13 protein-coding genes are annotated in these 20,553 nt (G+C 73.7%); 7 read left to right on the forward strand and 6 right to left on the reverse strand.

The window, feature by feature from the left end; all coding sequences use genetic code 11:
• Positions 1–77: 77 nt before the first annotated feature.
• From O7595_RS08360 to O7595_RS08390, 7 genes are all read left to right on the forward strand, one after another.
• Entirely contained in the window at positions 78–311 is a 234-nt protein-coding gene (locus O7595_RS08360) for a DUF397 domain-containing protein (RefSeq protein WP_093653634.1), read from the forward strand.
• A 512-nt stretch (positions 312–823) separates the two neighbouring features.
• A complete protein-coding gene (locus tag O7595_RS08365; RefSeq protein ID WP_269728095.1) occupies positions 824–4,141 on the forward strand; it encodes an SCO5717 family growth-regulating ATPase in 3,318 nt (1,105 codons plus the stop codon).
• A gap of 207 nt (positions 4,142–4,348) precedes the next feature.
• Complete coding sequence (locus O7595_RS08370; RefSeq protein WP_269728096.1) at positions 4,349–6,334, forward strand: ABC transporter substrate-binding protein; 1,986 nt, start codon at positions 4,349–4,351, stop codon at positions 6,332–6,334.
• Between the two features lie 103 nt (positions 6,335–6,437).
• Positions 6,438–7,481, forward strand: coding sequence for an ABC transporter permease (locus O7595_RS08375; protein ID WP_269732419.1), 1,044 nt, complete (start codon positions 6,438–6,440; stop codon positions 7,479–7,481).
• Positions 7,478–8,365 (forward strand): ABC transporter permease, encoded by an 888-nt coding sequence (locus O7595_RS08380; protein ID WP_269728097.1) that lies wholly within the window; start codon positions 7,478–7,480, stop codon positions 8,363–8,365. Before O7595_RS08375 ends, O7595_RS08380 begins: the two co-directional genes overlap by 4 nt.
• Positions 8,362–9,333 carry an ABC transporter ATP-binding protein gene (locus tag O7595_RS08385; RefSeq protein WP_269728098.1) on the forward strand — a complete coding sequence of 324 codons (972 nt, stop codon included), beginning with the start codon at positions 8,362–8,364 and terminating at the stop codon, positions 9,331–9,333. Before O7595_RS08380 ends, O7595_RS08385 begins: the two co-directional genes overlap by 4 nt.
• Complete coding sequence (locus tag O7595_RS08390) at positions 9,330–10,412, forward strand: ABC transporter ATP-binding protein (protein WP_269728099.1); 1,083 nt, start codon at positions 9,330–9,332, stop codon at positions 10,410–10,412. The genes O7595_RS08385 and O7595_RS08390 overlap by 4 nt, the downstream gene beginning before the upstream one ends.
• Positions 10,413–10,534: 122 nt before the next feature.
• On the opposite strand, the gene O7595_RS08395 is transcribed toward O7595_RS08390, so the two are convergent.
• The 6 genes from O7595_RS08395 to infB all read right to left on the reverse strand — a co-directional run bounded on the left by O7595_RS08395 (position 10,535) and on the right by infB (position 20,545).
• A complete protein-coding gene (locus tag O7595_RS08395; RefSeq protein ID WP_269728100.1) occupies positions 10,535–11,485 on the reverse strand; it encodes a bifunctional riboflavin kinase/FAD synthetase in 951 nt (316 codons plus the stop codon).
• A gap of 58 nt (positions 11,486–11,543) precedes the next feature.
• Entirely contained in the window at positions 11,544–15,344 is a 3,801-nt protein-coding gene (locus O7595_RS08400) for a trypsin-like peptidase domain-containing protein (RefSeq protein ID WP_269728101.1), read from the reverse strand.
• A 212-nt stretch (positions 15,345–15,556) separates the two neighbouring features.
• The gene (gene truB / locus O7595_RS08405) at positions 15,557–16,486 is read right to left on the reverse strand and encodes a tRNA pseudouridine(55) synthase TruB (protein WP_269728102.1); all 930 of its coding nucleotides are present in this window, start codon (positions 16,484–16,486) and stop codon (positions 15,557–15,559) included.
• Complete coding sequence (gene rbfA, locus O7595_RS08410; RefSeq protein ID WP_269728103.1) at positions 16,483–16,935, reverse strand: 30S ribosome-binding factor RbfA; 453 nt, start codon at positions 16,933–16,935, stop codon at positions 16,483–16,485. Before rbfA ends, truB begins: the two co-directional genes overlap by 4 nt.
• 57 nt (positions 16,936–16,992) lie before the next feature.
• Positions 16,993–17,286 (reverse strand): DUF503 domain-containing protein, encoded by a 294-nt coding sequence (locus O7595_RS08415; RefSeq protein ID WP_138052797.1) that lies wholly within the window; start codon positions 17,284–17,286, stop codon positions 16,993–16,995.
• Positions 17,287–17,443: 157 nt separating this feature from the next.
• Positions 17,444–20,545: a translation initiation factor IF-2 gene (gene infB / locus O7595_RS08420; protein ID WP_269728104.1), complete on the reverse strand. Its 3,102-nt coding sequence runs from the start codon at positions 20,543–20,545 to the stop codon at positions 17,444–17,446.
• Positions 20,546–20,553: the final 8 nt, after the last annotated feature.

A 20,553-nucleotide genomic window follows, 5' to 3' on the forward strand; every position in this document is an offset into this window, starting at 1 on the left:
ATCTCGTGGGGAACGGTGCACGACCGGGCCCGTTCGGGGCACTTGGTTCTCGGCACCACCGAAAGGAAGCGTGACTCATGGGCAGCGCACAAGAGAAGGAAGAGCTCTACGCCCTCGACATCTCCGGCGTCGAGTGGCACGGCGCGCCCGGCACCAGCCCGGACGAGGAGCGCGTCGAGATCGCGTATCTGCCCGGCGGTGCGGTCGCGATGAGGTCGTCGCTGGACCCGGAGACCGTGCTGCGGTACACGGAGGCGGAGTGGCGGGCCTTTGTACTCGGGGCCAGGGACGGGGAGTTCGACCTGCGCTGAGGGCGGGGCGACGAGTCGTGCTCCACTCGGGGGTCGCGGCGGCGAGTCCGGTCGGCGCCGGGGCCCTGGGCCGGTCGTGGAACCCGGCTCGGGGTCCGTGCCGGGGCAGCCGGACCTGACCGCTCAAGTCCCGGCGCCGGGTGCTCGGTCGGGGCGGGTCCCCCGGCGGCGGTCGACGGTGTGGGTGCGGACGGTCGGACGTCAGCGCATGTGTCGATCCTGTGACGCCTCGAGTGCCCCGGTGCCTACGCCTTTGCCGGTTTCGCCCTGCCGCCACGGACGCCGCCTGCCACGTGGGGGTGGGCCGCGGCGGAGGGTGACGCGGCGGACGGCCGTCGGGGGACGGTCCGGCCTGCCGTACCGTCGGTGTTGGCGATTAGGGTGGGTCAGGGCGCAGCAAGAACCTGCGGGCAGGTGCGCGGCGTCGTACGGGGGAGAGCCGGGCGGACCGACGACGGTCACGGTCGCCCCCACCCACCACGGCACGAGGGTGCTCGACCACAGGAGGCAAAGTGAACGGCGATCGGGACGAGATCCGCGAGGGCTGGAACACGCCCGTCGACGATCAGTCCGACGCGGAGCCCTCGGAGATGACGGGTGAGTTCACCATCGACTACACCCCGCCTGCCTGGTACACGCAGAACGCGTCGGGGAACACGGCGGGCGGCTCCCCCGCGCAGGGGGCGACTCCCCCGCCGCCGTCCGGGGCTCCGGTCGCCGTGCCGGGCCTGCCTCCGGGCAGCGGTTTCGAGCCCAACTGGCCTCCGGTGGCGCCCGCCCCGGCGCACCATCAGCCGCCCGCTCCGTCCGCCGGGCCGGCACACCACCAGGCACCCGCGCCGCCGCACGAGCCAGCCCCGACCCCGACCCCGGCACCGGCTCAGGGCCCGGTCCGGGATCCGGCGCACGCGACCGGGGACGCGCCGGGTGACCCGGCTCCCGCCGATGCCTCCGCCGTTCCGGGAGACGCGGCGGCGCAGCCGTTCGGCGGTGGCGATGTGGAGAGCGGCGCGACGATGCGCTTCTCCCCCGCCGCGCTGAAGCGTGAGATCGCGGAACGCGAGGCGGCGGCCGCCTCGGCGGATCAGGAGGCCGCCGGGGCTGCCGACGGGGCTCCGTCACCGGCCTCGGAGGCCGCCGGCCGGTACGACGACTCCGTCGTGGCCGAAGGCGAGGCGCCAGGCGGACGCGCGGACGCGTCCGGGTCCGCGGACAACGGCGGCAGCACGGCCGCCGGGGCCCAGGCGGCCGAGGTCGGAAGCCCGGCCGGTCCGCGGAGCGACGACGGTGGCGCGCCCCAGGCCGACCCTGCGGCTGAGGACGGGGACGCGCAGGCGGCACACGGCGAACGCGAGGCGGGCGAGTCCGCCGGTGGCGAGCCCGACGCAGAACGGTCCGACACCGCCCACGACCGCCGGCCGGCCGACGCGGCTCCCGCCGACGCCACGCCCGCCGATACCGTGCCGGCCGACAATGCGCCCGGCGACGCAGCGCCGCAGGGCGCGGTCCACGACGAGGCCGCCGCCCCGCAGGACGCGCTCCCCGTGGTGACGCCGCAGGACGCCCCCCCGGCGCCGGCCGCCGCACAGCCGTGGGCTCCCGCTCCGGACGCCGCGCAGGGTGCCGGCGGCGGTCTGCCACCGCTGCCGCCGGCCTTCCCGCCCGCCGCGCCGCCCGCCGCGCCCCAGTGGCCCGTACAGCCGCAGTCCGCGGACCGGCCCGCGGCCGCCGCCTCCCAGGACCCGTCGCCCGTTCGGCCCGAACCGCCGTCGCCCACCGCGGGGGCGCCCGGTCAGCCCGGTTACGGCTTCCCGCCGCCGGGCGTCCAGGACCGGAACCCCGTCACCCCGCAAACCGGTTACGGCTTCCCCCAGCAGGCGCACCAGCAGCCCCGGCAGGGCGCACAGAACCCCAACCCGGCCGCGCCGCAGACCGGTTACGGCTTCCCCCAGCCTGCCAACGGTCCGCTGCCCCAGGCGCAGCAGTCCGGTGCTCCGCTTCCGCCTGCCGCTCCGGGCCCCGACGCCCGGCCCCCGCAGGCCGGTTACGGCTTCCCGCAGGGGGCCCGGCAGGCCGGAGTCCCCGCCCCTCTGCCGCACCAGGCGCCCCAGGGCGGGCAGCCGCCGCACCTCCCGGTGCCGGCCGCTCCCCCGCTGCCCGCGCAGCAGTCGCCGGAACAGCAGGGCCAGGGGCCCGGACAACCGCATCCCCACGGGCAGATACAGCAGCCCCCGGCGGGCCCGGTCGACCCGCGGACCGGTGCGGCCTGGCCCCAGCCCGTCGCGCACGACCAGCGCGAGCGTGCCGTTCCGGGTGCTCCGCTGGGATACACCGCGGCGGTGGAGCTCTCGTCCGACCGTCTGCTGCGGAACACCAAGCCCAAGGCCAAGTCGAGCCGCCACCCCTCGGCCTCGGCCCGGTTCAGGATCGGCGGCAAGAAGGAGGAGGCCGAGCGGCAGCGCAAGCTCGACCTGATCCGCACACCGGTGCTGTCCTGCTACCGGATCGCCGTCATCAGCCTCAAGGGTGGCGTCGGCAAGACGACGACCACCACCGCGCTCGGCTCCACCCTGGCCACCGAGCGGCAGGACAAGATCCTGGCGATCGACGCCAACCCCGACGCCGGCACGCTCGGGCGACGGGTGCGGCGCGAGACCGGCGCGACCATCCGCGACCTGGTCCAGGCGATCCCGTACCTCAACTCGTACATGGACATCCGCCGGTTCACCTCGCAGGCGCCCTCCGGCCTGGAGATCATCGCCAATGACGTGGACCCGGCGGTCTCGACCACGTTCAACGACGAGGACTACCGCCGCGCGATCGACGTGCTGGGCAAGCAGTACCCGATCATCCTCACCGACTCCGGGACCGGTCTCCTCTACAGCGCGATGCGGGGCGTGCTGGATCTCGCCGACCAGCTGATCATCATCTCCACCCCGTCCGTGGACGGCGCGAGCAGCGCGAGCACGACGCTCGACTGGCTCTCGGCCCACGGGTACGCGGAACTGGTGCAGCGCTCGATCACCGTCATCTCCGGAGTCCGCGAGACCGGGAAGATGATCAAGGTCGAGGACATCGTGCAGCACTTCGAGACCCGTTGCCGCGGTGTCGTGGTCGTGCCGTTCGACGAGCATCTCTCCGCGGGCGCGGAGGTCGACCTGGACATGATGCGCCCGAAGACGCGTGAGGCGTACTTCAACCTGTCCGCGATGGTCGCGGAGGACTTCGCCCGGGCCCAGCAGGCGCAGGGCCTGTGGACCTCCGCCGGCCAGGGCCACCAGCCGCCGCACATGGCACCGCCGATGCCCAACCAGCCGTACGGGGGCCCGCCGCAGCCGGGCCTTCCGTACGCGCCGGACCCCCAGCAGCCACAGCATGCCGGGCAGCCTCCGCAGCACCCCGGTCAGCCGCCCCAGCCGGGCGGTCCGCAGCATCCCGGCCGGCCTCCGCGGGGCGGTCACTCTCCGCAGTTCTCCGGACAGCCTCCGCAGGGCGGTCAGCCTCCGTTCGGGGGACAGGCTCCCCATGGCGGTCAGCCGCCGTACGGCGGGCCGATGCAGGGCGGGCAGCAGCCGTGGCAGCAGACGCCGCCGCCCCAGGCGCACCCCGTGCCGAACCCGGCCGGGCCGCCGCAGGCGCAGCCCGGAGCCTTCCCCGCGCAACCTCCCCAACCGGCCCAGCCGGGTCAGCCGGCCCAGCCGCCTGCACAGGGCGGGACCTCCGGCCGGCCGGTTCAGGGCGATCCCCAAGGACCGGTCCCGCCCGGCGGTTACGGCTACGGCTACCCCGGGCAACAGCCGCCGCAGGCGCCGCCGGCCTCTCAGCAGTAGGGCGTCAGCGGTTCAGACCAATGAGGGCCCGCACCGTGCTCGGCGGTGCGGGCCCTTCGGCGTTCACGCAGCCAACAAGGGTTTTGACGCGGTGTCACGGCATCGTTGACTCGTCTGGACCACGCTGATAGACCTCGCATCACCAGTTGGCGCCCAGAAGATCCACGTGCCTCCTCCATGCGAGTTACGACACGAGGTCAACGTCCCATGATCACAACGGCTCCGCACCGCTCCTCCCGCCCGAACCGCCCCTTCCACTCGCGGACGGGCCGTCGCCCGCGTCGCCTGCTGCGGCTGCTGCTCGCCTCCGGTATCGCGGCCTCCGCGCTCTCCGCCGTACCACCGCAGACACCGGCGCAGGCCCAGGCCCAGCCCCGGGCAGCGCGTGCCGCGCACGGCACCGGGCAGCTCACGGAAGGCCGGACGAGCCAGGTCGGCACCGGCACGAAACAGGACGACGGCAAGAGCGACGACAAGGAAGGGGCGGACAACGTCCTGACCGTGGCCGTCTCGCAGAGCGTCGACTCCCTCAGCCCGTTTCTCGCGCAGCGACTCGTCTCCACCAGCGTCCACCGGCTGATCTACGAGTACCTGACGAACTACGACCCCGGTGACGCGCGCCCGGTACCCGGTCTGGCCACCGCCTGGAGCCCGTCCCCGGACAAGCTGACGTGGACGTACACGATCCGCGGGGACTCCACCTGGTCCGACGGCAGGCCCGCCACCGCCGAGGACGCGGCCTGGACCTTCAACAAGATGATGAAGGACCCGAACGCCGCGACCGCCAACGGCAGTTTCACGGCCAACTTCGCCGAGGTCACGGCCCCGGACCCCACGACGCTCGTCATCCGGCTCAAGAAGCCCCAGGCCAACATGACGGCGCTGGACGTCCCGATCGTGCCGAAGCACATCTGGGAGAAGGTCGGCGACTTCTCGACGTTCAACAACGACACGGCGTTCCCGATCGTGGGCAACGGGCCGTTCGTCCTGACCGACTTCAAGGTCGACCAGTACATCCGGCTGAAGCCCAACAAGGACTTCTGGCGCGGTGCACCGAAGTTCGACGAGCTCGTCTTCCGGTACTACAAGGACGGTGACGCCGCGGTCGCCGCGCTGCGCAAGGGGGAGGTGTCCTTCGTCCCCAATCTCACCCCGGCACAGGCCGCCTCCCTGGAGGACGCCGAGAACATCAAGGTCAACGACGCACCGGGGCGTCGATTCTTCGCGCTGGCCGCCAACCCCGGCGCACGGGCGAAGAACGGCGGCCGGTTCGGCAGCGGGCACCCCGCGCTGCTCGATCCGGTCGTGCGCAAGGCCCTGTTCCACGCCGTCGACCGGCGGGCCATCGTCGAGAAGGTGTTCCAGGGTCATGCCGTGGAGGGCGAAGGATACATCCCGCCCCGTTTCGCCCGGTACTTCTGGAGGCCGGACGCCTCCCAGCGGATCGCGCACGACCCGGCGAAGGCCGCCGCCCTGCTCGACGCGGCCGGTTACCGGAAGAACGGCAGCGGCAAGCGGACGGGCAAGGACGGCCGGCCGCTGGACTTCCGCATCCTGTGCCACGCCACCGACCCCAACGACAAGGCGGTCGGCAAGTACCTCCAGGAGTGGTGGGGGGACCTCGGCATCGGGCTGAAGGTCGACTGCCGCGACAACGTGTCCGACCCGTGGCTCAAGGGTGACTACGACCTGGCGTTCGACGGCTGGTCGGTGAATCCCGACCCGGACTTCGTCCTGTCCATCCACACCTGCTCGGCCCTGCCCGCGACCCCCGGGGACACCGGCGCCACGGACAACTTCATCTGCGACGAGCGGTTCGACCAGCTGTACGCACAGCAGGCGGTGGAGTACGACACGGCCAGGCGCGGCGACCTGGTCCGGCAGATGCAGTCCCGGCTGTACGACACCGGCCTCATGAACGTCATGGTGTACCCGAACGCGCTCGAGGCCTATCGCACCGACCAGATCAAGTCCATCACGACGATGCCCGAGGCCGCGGGCAACCTGTACGGGCAGGACGGCTACTGGAGCTGGTGGTCCGCCGAGCCCGCCGCCGCGGGCCGGGCGGCCTCGGGCGGCGGCGGCTCGTCCGCCGCCGTCGCGATCGGCATCGGGATCTCGGTCGTCCTGGTCATAGCGGTCGGCGTCCTCACCAGTCGGCGCCGCCGTGCCACCGCCGACGACCGCGAGTAGCCCGATGAGCAGCACCACGAGCTCCTCCGGCTCCTCCCCCGACGCCCCGGACGCCCCGGACGCCCCGGCGGGTGCCGCCCCACCGGGCACCTCCGGGGTCGAGATGAAGGTCGTGGCGCCGTCGCCCGGTTCCCCCGGCGGCCGCGGCGCCCGGACGTCCGGCGCGAAGGCGGCCGCCTATCCGGCGTACCTCGCCGGCAAACTCTGTGGCGCGGTCGTGTCGCTGTTCGCCGTCCTCGTGACCAGCTTTTTCCTCTTCCGGATCGTCCCCGGTGACCCGGTCAAGGCGATGACGCACGGCATGCCGACCAGTGCCGAGCAACTGGAGACGCTGAGGCGGCAGTTCGGGCTCGACCTGCCCCTGTGGCGGCAGTTCACCGAGTACTGCGCCGGCGCGCTGACGGGCGACCTCGGCATGTCGTACCAGTTCCGTGCGCCGGTCGGGGAGCTCATCGCCCAGAAGCTCCCGGCGACGCTGCTGCTCACCGGTGTGGCGGTGGTCATCTACTCGGCGCTCGGGCTGTGGCTCGGTACGCGCTCGGCGTGGCGGCACGGCGGTCTCGGTGACCGGCTGAACACGGGCGTGGCGCTGACGTTGTGGTCGGTGCCGTCGTTCTGGCTCGGGCTGTTGCTGATCATCACCTTCTCGGTGGGGATCGGACCGGTGCCGGGCGTGTTCCCGACCGGCGGGATGGAATCGGGTGGCACGTCCGGTGTCGCGTACGTGCTCGACGTCGCGCACCACATGGTGCTGCCGGTGCTGACGCTGGTGGCCGTCGGTTACGCGCAGACGCTGCTGGTGATGCGGTCCTCGCTGCTCGACGAGATGGGCGGCGACTATCTGACGACGGCCCGGGCCAAGGGGTTGCGGGACGACGACGTGCGGCGACGGCACGCGGTTCCCAACGCCCTGCTGCCGACGGTGACGATGGTGTTCATCAACCTCGGACATGTGGCGGCCGGGTCGATCCTCGTCGAGACGGTCTTCTCCTGGCCCGGGCTCGGCGGGCTGTTCTACCAGGCGCTCAGCGTCCCCGATCTACCTCTGGTGCAGGGGCTGTTCGTGGTCTTCGCGGGGGCGATGATCCTGATGAACCTGCTCGCCGACCTGCTCTATCCGCTGCTCGACCCGAGGGTGGGCCGATGACGAGGTCACTGCACTGGGCGCGCCGACGCGCCTCGGTCGCGCGCTTCTGGCACCGGTACCGCACCCACCGGGCCGGGGTCGTGGGCCTCGCCGGTCTGGCACTGCTCGCCCTGATCGCCGTCGCCGCGCCGCTGCTGGTCGGCACCGACGTCCAGAGCGTCACCCACGCACCCGGCAGGGCACTGGAGTCGCCGAGCGGCGCCTTCCCCCTCGGGACGGACCGGTTCGGGCGCTCGCTGCTCGGGCTGCTCGTCTGGGGCGCCCGTATCTCGCTCACCGTGGGCCTGCTCGCCGCCGTGCTGTCGGTGGCCATCGGTACGCTCGTGGGCATCGTCGCCGGGCACTACGGCGGCTGGTTCTCCACGGTCGTCATGAGGATCACCGACTGGTTCCTCGTGATGCCGACCCTGGTCCTGGCGATCGTGCTGGCCACGGTGCTGTCGCGGAGCGTGTGGACGGTGATCCTGGCCATCGGGGTCACGACCTGGCCGACGACGGCGCGGCTGGTGCGCGCACAGACGATCGCGGTCGAGTCGCGGCCGTACATCGAGCGCGCGAGAGCCCTGGGCGGGGGCCACCGGCACATCATGACCCGCCATGTGCTGCCCAACGTGATGCCTCTGGTGCTGGCCCAGACGACGCTCGGCATCTCCACCGCCATCCTCACCGAGGCGACGCTGGCGTTCCTCGGGCTCGGCGACCCGTCGGTGGTGTCATGGGGCGGCATGCTCCAGGACGCCCGGGAGGCGGGCGCGGTGTCGTCGGGCCACTGGTGGTACCTCGCACCGCCCGGGATCGCCGTCGCGCTGGTGGCGCTGGCGTTCACCCTGTGCGGGCGGGCCGTCGAGTCCGTCCTCAACCCCAGGCTGGGGGTGGCCCGTTGAGTCTGCTGGAGATCAGGGACCTGCGGGTGACCTACGGGTCCGGGGCGTCCGCCGTCCCGGCCGTGCGCGGGGTCGACCTCAAGCTCGCCGCCGGGCGGAAGCTGGGGGTGGCGGGCGAGTCGGGCTGCGGGAAGTCGACGCTGGCCCTGGCGCTGCTGCGGCTGCTGCCGGGATCGGCCCGGCTGTCCGGCGAGATCCTGCTGGACGGCGAGGACGTGCTCACCATGAAGTGGGGCCGGCTGCGGGCGGTGCGGTGGGCGGGGGCGTCCGTCGTCTTCCAGGGGGCCATGCACTCGCTGAACGCGGTGCACCGCGTCGGGGACCAGATCGCGGAGCCGGTGCTCCTGCACGGCCGTGCGACGAACGGGGCCGCGCGTCGGCGGGTCGGTGAACTGCTGGAGCAGGTGGGGCTGCCGGCCTCGCGCGCGTCGGCGTACCCGCACGAACTGTCCGGCGGGCAACGGCAGCGCGTGATGATCGCGATGGCACTGGCCTGCGACCCCCGACTGCTGGTCGCCGACGAGCCGACGACCGCGCTGGACGTGATGGTCCAGGCACAGATCCTCCGGCTGGTCGAACAGCTCGTGTCCGGGAAGGACATCGGATTGCTGATGATCAGTCACGATCTCGCGGTGCTGGCCGGCACCTGCGACCGCCTCGCCGTGATGTACGCGGGCCGGGTGGTGGAGGAGGGCCCGGCCCGCGCCGTGTACGACGCGGCGGAGCACCCCTACGGCCGGGCGCTGTCATCGGCGTTCCCGCGCATCGGGGATCCCGCGTCGCGCCGGGCCCCGCGCGGGCTGCCGGGCGACCCGCCCGACCCGTCGGCGCTGCCGGGGGGCTGTACGTTCCATCCGCGCTGCCCCGTGGCCCTGGAGGTGTGCGGCCGGGACGAGCAGGAGCTGCGCGAGGCCGGTCCGGACAGGCTCGCGGCCTGTGTGCGCGTCGGTGTGCGGGAGGAAGCATGAGCGCTGTCGACGAGACCGGCACGGACCGGAGGGGGGTGTCCCCCGACACCGCAGCCGTCCCGCTGCTGTCGGCCTCCGGTGTCCGGGTGTCCTTCCCCGGCCGGCGCGGAGCCGCTGCGGCGCGCGCCGTCGACGGGGTCGATCTGGACGTCGGCGCCGGGGAGATCGTCGCGCTGGTCGGCGAGTCCGGCTGCGGCAAGACGTCCCTGGCGCGGACGCTGCTCGGTCTCGTACGGCCGGAGACGGGGCGGGTGTCCTTCGGCGGTGCGCCGCTCACCCATGACTCCCGGGCGCTGAAGGCGTACCGCAAGCGGGTGCAGCTGGTGCTGCAGGACCCGAGCGGATCGCTCAACCCCCGGCACACCGTGTACGAGGCGGTGGCGGAGGGGCTGCGGATCCACGGGTACGACGGCGACGAGCGGGAGGCCGTCGCGGAGGCGCTCGCGCGCGCGGGTCTGCGGCCGCCGGAGCGGTTCTTCCTGCGCTATCCGCACGAGCTGTCCGGGGGCCAGCGCCAGCGTGTGGTGATCGCGGGCGCGCTGGCCCTTCGGCCCGAACTCATCGTGGCCGACGAGCCGGTGGCCTCCCTGGACGCCTCGGTACGCGGCGAGATCCTGGCGCTGCTCCTGCGTCTGCGCGATGAACTGGGCCTCTCCGCACTGGTGGTGACCCATGACCTGGGCCTGGCCTGGAACGTCGCGGACCGGGTCGCGGTGATGTATCTGGGGCGCATCGTGGAGACGGGAACGGTGGAAGACGTATTGACACGGCCTCAGCATCCCTACACACAGGCGATGTTGTCGGTGCTTCCGGAGTCGGCGGTGGCGCCGGTGGTCCTCTCCGGCGAACCGCCGGACCCGTCCCGCGTACCGCCCGGTTGCCGCTTCCACCCCCGCTGCCAGGTCCTCGCCTCGGGAGCGGCCGACGCCGCCGGTGTCGCGGACCGGTGCCGTACGGAGGATCTGCCGGTCCTCGCCGGGGACTCGACGGCTGCGGTGGCCTGCCACTGGGCGGTCTCGGCCGGCGCGGCTCCCCGGGGCGGCCTCGACGGTGGCAGGGCGGACCCGGCGGGGGCGTGAGGCGCCGGCGAACGGGTCCGCACCGCCCGATGACCGGTCCGAACGGACCGACGGGCGGGCACGGGGCGAGATGACACCTGGCCCGCTCGCGCCCTGGCTCCCGGGCGCGGGGCCGTGGCACCCTACGCGTCGTACTCCGCGGTCAGTTCGCGCGCGCGCTTCACATCGGCGGCGATGGCGTCGAGAAGGGCCTCGACGGACTCGAACTTCGCCATGCCGCGTACATAGGCGAGGAAGTCGACGGCCACGTGGAGCCCGTACAGGTCGAGGCCGACGCGGTCGATCGCGTAGGCCTCGACGGTCCGCTCGGTGCCGTCGAACTGCGGGTTGGTGCCCACGGAGATAGCGGCGGGCATCCGCTCGCCGCCGGCGGTGAGCCAGCCCGCGTAGACACCGTCCGCGGGGATCGCGGTGTGCGGCAGCGTCTCCACGTTGGCCGTCGGATAGCCGAGCTCACGGCCGCGCTGGGCGCCGCGGACGACGACGCCCTCCACCCGGTGCGGACGGCCCAGGATCTCCGCCGCCCCCTCGACGTCGCCCTCGGCGATCAGCCGCCGGGTCAGCGTCGACGAGAAGGGCTCGCCGCCGCCGGCCTCGCCCCGCACGAACAGGTCGACCACCTCGACCTCGTAGTCGTAGGTGCGGCCGAGTTCGGCCAGGAAGTCGACGTTGCCGGCCGCCTTGTGGCCGAAGCGGAAGTTGGGTCCCTCGATGACCGCGCGGGCGCGGAGTTTGTCCACGAGCACCTTCACGATGAAGTCGGCGGGCGACAGCTTCGAGAACTCGGCGGTGAACGGCAGGATCAGCACCGCGTCCACACCCAGCTCCGCCATCAGCTCGGCACGCCGGTGGTGCGGAGCGAGCAGCGGCGGGTGGCTGCCGGGGCGGACGACCTCGCTCGGGTGCGGGTCGAACGTGACCACGACCGACGGCACGCCCAGCTCGCGGGCCCGCTCCACGGCCCGCCCGATGATCAGCTGGTGGCCGCGGTGCACGCCGTCGTAGGAACCGATGGTGACGACGCTGCGCCCCCAGTCCTGGGGGATGTCCTCCAAGCCACGCCAGCGCTGCACTGTGACCGCTCCTCGCCCGAACCCGAATCATCGAACCTGTGTACGCAAGGATGACTTCTTACGCAGGTCTAAGACTGCCATGCCCGCGGAGCGCCGTCGGCATCGGCACCTGGCTGCTCAACGCCTCCAGCGTCCGGCGTGTGCTGGGTCCGATCACCACCGCCCACTCCTGCGGCGCCGCGGCCTGCCACGTCACCACCTCGGTGGCGAATCCGGGCACCTGGCGGGCCAGCTCGACCAGTCGGCGGTCGAAGCGGTTCGCGCCCTCCGGAGTGCGCACGAGGAGGAGGCCGACACGATGGACCAGTTCGCGGACACGGGGACCCGCCGGCCGCCTTCCCGGCGCGCACACGGCTGCCTGGAGCAGGGTGTCCAGGACCTCCGGGTCCCCGCCCGCGTACCGCTCGTGCTCCAGGAGGACGTCCAGCAGCTCGGTGCGCAACGGCTCGCCGGCAGGGCCTCCCGGTGTCCCGAGCACGGCGGCGACCGCGCACCGTACCTGCACGGGGCGGCCGCGCAGCAGGTCCACGACGAGCGGCAGGAGCACGGCTCGCGCCGACGCGCCCTGCCGCAGCCTGAGCCCGACGAAGGCCGCCGCGTCCGGGGCGCCGGCGGGCCGCAGGCCCACGTACTCGCTCACCAGCCCGGCGGCACGGCGGGCCAGCGCGGGCGTGCCGAGTCCCGCGAGAGCCCGCAGCACATCGCCCGCCCCGTCGCCCGGTCGGCGCAGTGCCGCGCGGAAGGCGGCGAACACCGGCTCGGGGTGGGTCGTTGCCGCACTGACGAGAACGTCTGCGGGGACTCCCGGGTCGTGGTCGCGATACGCCTCCAGTGCCCGCGCGAGGTAGCAGGGCCGGCTGCGCGGGTCGCGGACGAGGACGGCCAGCGCCGCGCCGTGCAGAGCGGTGTCGGCGGGCCGGGCGAGCAGCGCGAGCGCCGCGTATCTGAGCAGGTCCCGGTCGCCCTCGCCGGTGACGTGGGCCGCCACCACGGCGGCGTAGGTGGCCGCGGCGAGCCGGCGTGCCGGGCGGGTGTCGTCGTGGGCCCAGCGGTCGACGGCCCGGCAGACGGCGGACGGCTCGTCCTCGGCGAGCGCGGCCAGAAGCTCCCGGGCACGGGGGTGCACGGTACTGACGAGCGCCTCGCAGAGATCGTCGACGGCCCGCCCGCGGTGGGTGTGGAGGAGCGCCTGGGCCGCCGCGGCGACGGTGGGCCTGATGGCGGCGCCGGGCGCGGCGGGCAGCGGCCGGTCGTCGGTGAACCACCGGCAGAGCAGCGGCTGGACGGCTCGCGGCGAACGGGCCAGGCGTTCGGCGACCGCGTCCAGATAGCGGGGCGGCCGGGCGGCGACGGGTTCCCCGTGCCGTCGGCCGCCGGCAGCGGGACGGGTGCCGTTCGGCGCGCCGGCCGGGCCGGCACCCAGCACCTCGCCCACCCCCACCCCTAGATCGCCCCGCGGCGAACCGGCCGGGCCCGCACCCCCGGGCAGCGCGCCGGCCGGGCCGGCGTCCGGGTGACCCGACGACGCGCCGTCCATCGGGGCAGCGGTGCCCTTCAGCGCGCCGCCCCGGCCGGTCCCGGCGCGCTCCGGGGGCCCGTCGGCCGGGACGAGACGGCGCAGCAGGTCGATGCGTTCGTCCTCGCCGATGTGCAGCGCCTGCCAGAACGAGGGGCCGAACTCGCCGAGTCCGGCCGGACGGCGCGAGCCGCCCGGCCGCAGCGAGCGCCGGGTGATGCGGTCCGCCAGGGTGCGCAGCACACCGAGGTACCGGCGGGCATGCGGCACGCGCAGCAACGTCTCCCGGAGCAGTCCGGCGGCCCACCAGCGGACCTCCGCACCCGGCCCGAACCCCGGGTCGGTCCTGCCGTCGGAGCCGCCGGGTCCGTCGAGCGCGCCCAGGTTCGCCGACACGCCGGATCCCGACGAGCCGTCCAGCCCGTCGAGGACGTCGACCAGCGCCGAGAGCCGCGGTGCCAGTGCGGGCTCCCCGGATCGGCGGTCCAGCAGCAACAGGGCCTGGACGACCGTGCCCTTCCGGTGCCGGGGCAGGGCCGGTGCGCCCTCGTCCGAGGCGGCGGGGTCCGTGCGGCGCAGCAGCGGATGCAGGACCGTGTCCACGTCGAGGTGCGCCGCCTGCAGCCACTCGGCGACTTCCTCGTGGGCGAAGCGGTAGCCGCCGCCGGCGGGCACCAGCAGTCCCGTGGCGAGCACCGCGGACGCCCAGCCCGTACGCCAGGGGAAGAGGTCCCCGAAGGTCTCCCGGTCGAGTCCGCCCTCCCCCCGGCCGAGACAGTGCCGCGCGGCCTCGTGTACCCGCCCGGCCACCCGGGCCGCCAGCCGGCGCACCGCGGCCGCGTCCGGCTCCGTCCCCGCGGCCCCGGCGATCCGGGTCGCGGCCCGCAGGCACATCAGGTCCGTGTGTGCCGAGAGGACGTCCTCGCGCGACGGCTGCCCCGGAACGTCGCCGGGCAGTGCTTCCCGCACCTCCGCGAGCAGCGTCAGGGCCAGCGGATGGCGGGCGTCCGCGGCCGCCGGCGCAGCGGCCGGGAGTCCGAGGCGCGTCCTTGCCCGCTCGGCCTCCCGCTCGGTCAGCGGGCCGAGGTGCAGGGCGGGCCGTCGCATGTCGGCCGCCGGGTACAGCGGGGCCGTCCGTTCCCAGTACTCGGGCCGGGAGGCGAGGACGAGCCGTACGCCGTGCCCGCGCAGCCATCGCGTCGTCTCCGCCGTCCAGTCGGGGAGCCGGGCGGCCAGGGCGGCGGGCATCTCCTCGGGGCCGTCGAGGAGGACGAAGAGCGGCCGGCCGGCCTCCCGGGCGACCCGTGCCACATGGTCCGGTGCGGCCTCGGCGCCGGCCGCGGGAACCGCCCAGGGGCCGCTGCGATGGGCCGTGACACCGGCGACGACCCGGCCGGAGCGCGCGAGCGCGCGGGCCACGGCGTCCGCAAGGCCGCGGTCGTCCGCCGACAGGTCGGCACCGCGCAGCCAGATCGAGACGGCCGGTTCCGTTCCGTGGGCGCGACGGGTGGCGAGCGCGGCGAGTTCGGTGGTCCGCCCGCTGCCGGGGGCGCCGGTCAGGGCGAGGACGAGCGTCGGGGACTCCTCGAACTCGGCGAACTCCCTCACCACGTGGGGGCGTTCGACCGGTTCGGACCGGGCGTCTCCGGCACGGACCGGGCGGGCGGGGCCGAGCGACACGGCGGCGAGCCGCCGGGCGCCGGCGAGATTGAGATCGGCCCCGAACCCGGCGACGGTCCGGGCGTTGTGCCGCAGCAGCGCGGCGAGCGGCCCGGCGGGGTCGCTCGCGGCGGCCGTGCGCAGGGGTACGGCGAGTCCCGCCACGGGGTGTCCCGTGGCGGGTGCGGTACCCGCGAGGACGGCCACGACGGAGCCGGTCCGGGTGTCCACCACCGGTCCGCCCGTGGCCGTACCGCCGGGGCCCAGGGCGTCGCTTCCCTCGGTGCCGACGGCCAATTCGAGTACGCCGTCGAGCCGGTGCGCACGGCCTGCCACCGTGTACGTGGCCGGGATCTCCCCGAGGACGCGCGCCTCGCGCCAGCCGCCGGCCGGAATGCGCACATACGTCCCGTCCTCGAGCCGGTCGCGGACGGCGACGGGCAGGGGTCTCAGGCCGAGCCCCGTGGTACGGACGAGTGCGAGATCCGCTTCGGGAAGGAGCGTGACGCCCTCGGCGACCCCGGTTCCGCCGCCGGGCACGCGCAGCACGATCCGGTCGAGTCCTTCGACGGCCTCATGGCTGGTGACGACCGTGCCCCGGTCGTCCACGGCGAAGCCGGTCCCGCACGGCCGGCCCGCCGGATCACAGATGCGCACCAGCGTCGCCAGGTCCCCGCGTCCCATGGTTCCGACGGTAGGCCGGTGTTGATCACCGGGAGAAGGCCACCGGACGAACGCGCCCCCGAGTGCACCCCCGATGCACTCCGAGCGCCTGCCCGTTGGGGTGAATCCCCGCTGCGGGACGGATAGACACCCTCCGAGGGGGATCGTGGAGCGGGCAGGGGCCCTGCCCGCTCCACGATGGACGTCCCTGCGGCCCGGAGGGGTACCGGCCGTCAGCCGAAGACCGCGAGGCTCTTCGCCTTGCCGCGTTGCTGCTCGACCAGGGCCAGGAACCGTTCCTCGGGTCCGAAGACGGCGACCGGACCCCGCGTGGGGTACTCCGGCATGTCGAGGCGTACGCCGTTGAGCAGCAGCCGGGCTCGTTCGGCGTCGACGTCCCAGCGCGGGAACGCCGCCGCGGCGGCCTCGCCGATCGGCATGACCGTCAGCTCCTCCTGGAGCTGGTCGAGCGTCCTGGCCGCGTCGAGCTTGTACGGACCGACGCGGGTGCGGCGTAGCGCGGTCAGATGTCCCCCGACGCCGAGCCCGGCGCCGAGGTCGCGGGCGAGGGCCCTGACGTAGGTGCCGGAGGAGCAGACCACCGAGACGACGAGGTCGGTCACCGGGGTGCCGTCCTCGGCGACGGCCTCGCGGACGTCGTGGACGGTGAACTGCGAGACCGTGACCGGACGTGCGGGGATGTCGAACTCCTCGCCGCCGCGCACCCGCGCGTAGGACCGCTTGCCGTCGATCTTGATGGCGCTGACCTTCGACGGCACCTGCATGATGTCGCCGGTCAGTTCGGCGACCTGGGCGTCGATGGCGTCCCGGGCGATGCCCGAGGCGACGGTGGACGAGGTGACCTCGCCCTCCGCGTCGTCGGTGACGGTGTTCTGGCCGAGCCGGATCGTCCCGAGGTACTCCTTCTCGGTGAGTGCCAGATGGCCGAGCAGCTTGGTGGCCTTCTGGACGCCCAGGACGAGCACGCCGGTCGCCATCGGGTCCAGTGTGCCCGCGTGCCCGACCCGGCGGGTGCGCGCGATGCCGCGCATCTTGGCGACGACGTCGTGGGAGGTGAAGCCGGCCGGCTTGTCGACGATGACGAGGCCGTCGCGGGTGGCGCTCCCGGTGGCGGCGGGGGCGGTGTCGCTGTGCTGGCTCATTCGGAGGCCGCGTCCTCGTCCCTGTCCTCGTCCTCCGGCTTGCGGTAGGGGTCGGCCTCGCCCGCGTAGGTCTTGCCCGTGGACGCCTGGCGGACCTCCGCGTCCTTGGCCCGTGCCTTGTCGAGCAGATCGTCGATGGTCCGGGCGTTGTCCGGGAGGGCGTCCGGGACGAACGTCAGGCTCGGCGTGAAACGGACACCGGTCTGCCGGCCCACCTCGGACCTCAGGATGCCCTTGGCGGACTCCAGCGCCGCGGCGGACGCCGCTCGCTCCTCGTCGTCCCCGTACACCGTGTAGAAGACCGTGGCCTCCCGCAGGTCGCCGGTGACCCGGGCGTCCGTGATCGTGACGAAGCCCAGCCGCGGATCCTTGATTCGCCGGTCCAGGGTCTCCGCGACCACGACCTGGATGCGATCGGCCAGCTTGCGGGCCCGCGCGTTGTCGGCCACCGGTCCTTCTCCTCTTTCGTGCGGTGGTCCGGGGGTCACCCCCCGGACGGTGCAGTCTCAATCATCGTCGCCGTGCAGCCGCCGTCGCACCGACAGCAGCTCCACTTCGGGCCGGGCGGCGACAAGGCGCTCGCACCGGTCCAGTACGTCTGTGAGGTGTCCCGGGTCACCGGACACCGCCGCGAGGCCGATCTCGGCCCTGCGGTGCAGGTTCTGTCCGCCCACCTCGGCCACGGCCACCGCGTACTTGCGCTGGAGCTCGGCCACGATCGGGCGGACGACGGAGCGTTTCTCCTTCAACGAACGAACGTCGCCGAGGAGCAGGTCGAAGGACAGCGTCCCCACAAACATGTATGTCCGGATGTCCCGCCGGTACGGGTTCGGTCTGTGCCCTGCCCGCTCTTGGCAGGTACATCAAGAACCGTACACGCACGGCCGGGGCCGATCGACGGGATTACCTCCCGCCGACCGGCCCCGAGCACCGGTGTGCGTGTCAGCCCGCGCTGTGTCAGCCGCGGGGCTTCTCGCGCATCTCGTACGTCGCGATGACGTCGTCGACCTTGATGTCGTTGAAGTTTCCGAGGTTGATACCGCCCTCGAAGCCTTCGCGGATCTCGGTGACGTCGTCCTTGAAGCGACGCAGACCCTCGATGTTGAGGTTCTCCGCGACGACCTTGCCGTCGCGGATGAGGCGCGCCTTGGTGTTGCGCCGGACCTCGCCGGAGCGGATGAGGACACCCGCGATGTTGCCCAGCTTGGACGAGCGGAAGACCTCGCGGATCTCCGCCGTGCCGAGCTCGACCTCTTCGTACTCCGGCTTGAGCATGCCCTTGAGGGCCGCCTCGATCTCCTCGATCGCCTGGTAGATGACCGAGTAGTAGCGGACGTCCACGCCCTCGCGCTCGGCCATCTGCGTGGCACGCCCGGCGGCGCGCACGTTGAAGCCGATCACGATGGCGTCGGAGCCGGTCGCCAGGTCGATGTCCGACTCGGTGACCGCACCGACACCGCGGTGCAGCACGCGGATGTCGACCTCTTCGCCGACGTCCAGCTGGAGCAGCGAGGACTCGAGGGCCTCGACCGAACCGGAAGCGTCGCCCTTGATGATGAGGTTGAGCTGCTGGACCTCGCCCGCCTTGAGCACCTTGTCGAGGTCCTCGAGGGACACCCGGCGGGTGCGCTTGGCGAACGCGGCGTTGCGCTCACGGGCGGCACGCTTCTCGGCGATCTGACGGGCCGTACGGTCCTCGTCGACGACCAGGAAGTTGTCGCCGGCGCCCGGGACGTTGGTGAGACCCAGGACGAGGACGGGAGTCGACGGGGTCGCCTCCTCCACGTTGTTGCCCTTGTCGTCGAGCATCGCGCGGACACGGCCGTACGCGTCGCCGACGACCATCGTGTCGCCGATGCGCAGGGTGCCGCGCTGGACCAGGACGGTCGAGACGGCACCGCGGCCGCGGTCGAGGTGGGACTCGATCGCGATGCCCTGCGCGTCCTGCTCCGGGTTGGCCCGCAGGTCCAGGGCGGCGTCCGCCGTCAGGACCACGGCCTCCAGCAGGTTCTCGATGTTCAGACCCTGCTTGGCGGAGATGTCGACGAACATGGTGTCGCCGCCGTACTCCTCGGCCACCAGTCCGTACTCGGTCAGCTGACCGCGCACCTTCGTCGGGTCCGCGCCCTCGACGTCGATCTTGTTGACCGCGACCACGATCGGCACGTCGGCCGCCTTGGCGTGGTTCAGCGCCTCGATCGTCTGGGGCATCACACCGTCGTTGGCCGCCACCACGAGGATCGCGATGTCGGTCGACTTCGCACCGCGGGCACGCATGGCGGTGAACGCCTCGTGTCCCGGGGTGTCGATGAAGGTGATGCGACGCTCTTCCTCGTTGACCTCGGTGGAGACCTGGTACGCACCGATGTGCTGCGTGATACCGCCGGCCTCGCCCGCGACGACGTTCGTCTTGCGGATGGCGTCCAGCAGTCGGGTCTTGCCGTGGTCGACGTGACCCATCACGGTCACCACCGGCGGACGCGCGACCAGGAACTCCTCGCCGCCCTCGTCCTCGCCGAACTCGATGTCGAAGGACTCGAGCAGCTCGCGGTCCTCCTCCTCCGGGCTGACGATCTGAACCGTGTAGTTCATCTCGCCGGCGAGGATCTGGAGGGTCTCGTCGGAGACGGACTGCGTGGCCGTGACCATCTCGCCGAGGTTCATCATCACGGCGACGAGCGACGCCGGGTTGGCGTTGATCTTCTCCGCGAAGTCGGTGAGGGAGGCACCGCGCGACAGACGGACGGTCTCGCCGTTGCCGCGGGGCAGCATCACACCGCCGACCGACGGGGCCTGCATGGCCTCGTACTCCTGGCGCCTCTGCCGCTTCGACTTGCGGCCGCGACGGGCCGGACCGCCGGGACGGCCGAAGGCTCCCTGCGTGCCACCGCGGCCGCCGGGGCCACCCGGACGTCCGCCGAAGCCGGGACGACCGCCGCCGCCACCGAAGCCGCCACCGCCGCCACCGGGACGCGGGCCGCCGAAGCCGCCGCCGCCACCGGGACGACCGCCGCCGCCACCGCCACCACCGGGACGACCGGCGAAGCCGGGACGTCCCGCACCGCCGCCGCCACCGGGACGGCCGCCGGGACCACCGGGGCCACGGCCGCCGGGACCGGGACGCGGGCCGGCGGCGGGCCGCTGCGGCATCATGCCCGGGTTGGGACGGTTGCCACCGGGGCCGCCGCCGGGGCCGCCGGCTCCGCGCGGAGCCTGCGGACGCGGCATGCCACCCGGGGTGGGACGGGAACCACCGGGAGCCTGCGGACGGGGACCGCCCTGGCCGGCGCCCTGCGGACGCGGGCCACCGGGGGCGCCCTGACCGCCGGGCCGCGGAGCACCGCCCGGACGGGGCGCCTGCGGGCGCGCCATACCGGTCGAGCCACCGGAGGTGAAGGGGTTGTTGCCCGGACGCGGGCCCGCGGGACGGGCACCGGGACGCGGGGCCTGGCGCTCGCCACCGGAGCGCGGGGCACTGGGACGGGAACCGCCGCCCTGGCCCTGGCCGGGACGGGCGGCCGGACGCGGGCCGGGAGTGGCACCGGGCCGGGGACCGGCAGCCGGGGCGGCCGGGGGCGCGGTGAACTCCGGCGCGGCCGGAGCGGCCGGAGCCGGCTTCGGGGCCGCCGCGGGCTTGGGGCCCGGGGTCGGCCGCGGGCCGGGGGTCGGGGCCGCGGGAGCACTCTTGGGAGCCTCGGCGGCGGCCGGCTTGGGGGCCGGTGCGCCGGGCTTGGGGGCCGGTGCGCCGGGCTTGGGGGCTGCGGGACGCGCCGCCTGCGCCGGGGAGGGCGCGGCGGGCGTGGGGGCGCCACCCGCGCGGCTTGCCGCTGCGGGGGAGGGCGCGGACTTGCGCGGCGCCGCGGGCTTTCCGGCAGAGCGCTTCGCGGGGGCAGCCCCGGAACCCTGCTGGAAAGCATCAGTCAGTTTGCGTACAACCGGCGCCTCGATCGTCGACGACGCCGAACGGACGAATTCACCGAGTTCTTGGAGCTTGGCCATGACGACCTTGCTCTCCACGCCGAACTCCTTGGCGAGTTCGTATACCCGGACCTTAGCCACTTCGCTCC

Origin of the sequence: Streptomyces sp. WMMC940, from assembly GCF_027460265.1 — a bacterium.
Taxonomy (GTDB): domain Bacteria; phylum Actinomycetota; class Actinomycetes; order Streptomycetales; family Streptomycetaceae; genus Streptomyces.